This window comes from Alloyangia mangrovi (genome assembly GCF_002300555.2).
In the GTDB taxonomy this organism is placed as follows: Bacteria; Pseudomonadota; Alphaproteobacteria; order Rhodobacterales; family Rhodobacteraceae; genus Salipiger; species Salipiger mangrovi.
Genome location: NZ_NTHN02000123.1, coordinates 1 through 1,937, shown reverse-complemented (window position 1 = coordinate 1,937; position 1,937 = coordinate 1). Strand labels below are relative to the sequence as shown.

Below are 1,937 nucleotides of genomic sequence, written 5' to 3'. Positions count from 1 at the left end.
ACGCCCCGTCCGAGGATTTCGTGGCCAAGGCCCATGTGGATGTGGCGCGCTACGACGAGATGTACGCGCGCTCGATCTCCGACCCGGATGGCTTCTGGGGCGAGCAGGCGCAGCGGCTCGACTGGATGGCCCGGCCGACGAAGATCAAGGACACGAATTTCGACTTCGGCAATGTGTCGATCAAATGGTTCGAGGACGGCGTGCTCAACGTCGCCTACAACTGCATCGACCGCCACCTGCCGGCCCGGGCCGAGCAGACCGCGATCATCTTCGAGCCCGACAACCCCGAGGACCCGGCCCAGCACATCACCTATGCCGAGCTCTACGACAAGGTGAACCGCATGGCCAACGTCCTGCTCTCGCAGGGCGTCATGCGCGGCGACCGGGTGGTCATCTACCTGCCGATGATCCCCGAGGCGGCTTATGCCATGCTCGCCTGCGCCCGCATCGGCGCCATCCATTCCATCGTCTTCGCCGGCTTCTCGCCGGACGCGCTCGCCAACCGCATCAACGACTGCGGCGCCAAGATCGTCATCACCGCCGACACCGCGCCGCGCGGCGGCCGCCGCACCGCGCTGAAATCGAACACCGACGCCGCCCTGCTGCACTGCTCGGACAAGGTGCGCTGCCTCGTCGTCAAGCACACCGGCGACCAGACCAGCTGGATCGACGGCCGCGATGTGGACGTCAAAGCGCTGATGGAGACGGCCGCGCCGGATTGCCCGCCGCGCCCGATGAATGCCGAAGACCCGCTGTTCATCCTCTATACCTCGGGCTCGACCGGCAAGCCCAAGGGGGTTGTACATTCGAGTGGTGGATATTTGCTTTACGCCGCCCTCACCCACGAGGTGGTCTTCGACTACCACGAGGGCGACATCTACTGGTGCACCGCCGATGTCGGCTGGGTCACCGGCCACAGCTACATCGTCTACGGCCCGCTGGCCAACGGCGCGACCACGCTGATGTTCGAGGGCGTGCCGACCTGGCCCGACGCCAGCCGCTTCTGGCAGGTCTGCGAGAAGCACAAGGTCAACCAGTTCTACACCGCCCCCACCGCGATCCGCGCGCTGATGGGCCAGGGCGACGCCTTCGTCGACGGCTGCGACCTGAGCTCGCTGAAGCTCCTGGGCACCGTCGGCGAGCCGATCAACCCCGAGGCCTGGAACTGGTACAACGACAAGATCGGCAAGGGAAACTGCCCGATCGTCGACACCTGGTGGCAGACCGAGACCGGCGGCCACCTGATGACGCCGCTGCCCGGCGCCCATGCCACCAAGCCGGGCGCCGCGATGAAGCCCTTCTTCGGCATCCAGCCGGTGGTGCTCGAGCCGACCTCGGGCGTCGAGATCTCCGAGCGGCCGACCGAGGGCGTGCTGGCGATCAAGGACAGCTGGCCGGGCCAGATGCGCACCGTCTGGGGTGACCATGAGCGCTTCGAGCAGACCTACTTCCAGCAGTACAAGGGCTATTACTTCTCCGGCGACGGCTGCCGCGCCGATGAGGACGGCGACTACTGGATCACCGGCCGGGTCGATGACGTGATCAACGTCTCGGGCCACCGCATGGGCACCGCCGAGGTCGAGAGCGCCCTCGTCGCCCACGCCAAGGTCGCCGAGGCCGCGGTGGTCGGCTACCCGCATGCGGTGAAGGGCCAGGGCATCTACTGCTACGTCACCCTGATGAACGACGTCGAGCCTTCGGAGGATCTGAAGAAGGAACTGCGCAGCTGGGTCCGGACGGAAATCGGCCCGATCGCCTCGCCCGACCTCATCCAATGGGCCCCCGGCCTGCCGAAGACCCGTTCGGGCAAGATCATGCGCCGCATCCTGCGCAAGATCGCCGAGAACGACTACGGCGCCCTGGGCGACACATCGACCCTCGCAGACCCCTCGGTCGTCGACGACCTCATCGAAAACCGCGCCAACAAGGGGTGAGCG

General features: G+C 66.6%; 1 protein-coding gene. It reads left to right on the top strand.

Annotation, left to right across the window (positions count from 1 at the left end):
• Nucleotides 1–1,934: acetate--CoA ligase (gene acs, locus CLG85_RS26990; protein ID WP_260350376.1), on the top strand; the 1,934-nt coding region annotated here is incomplete at its 5' end.
• Between the last annotated feature and the right edge of the window lie 3 nt (nucleotides 1,935–1,937).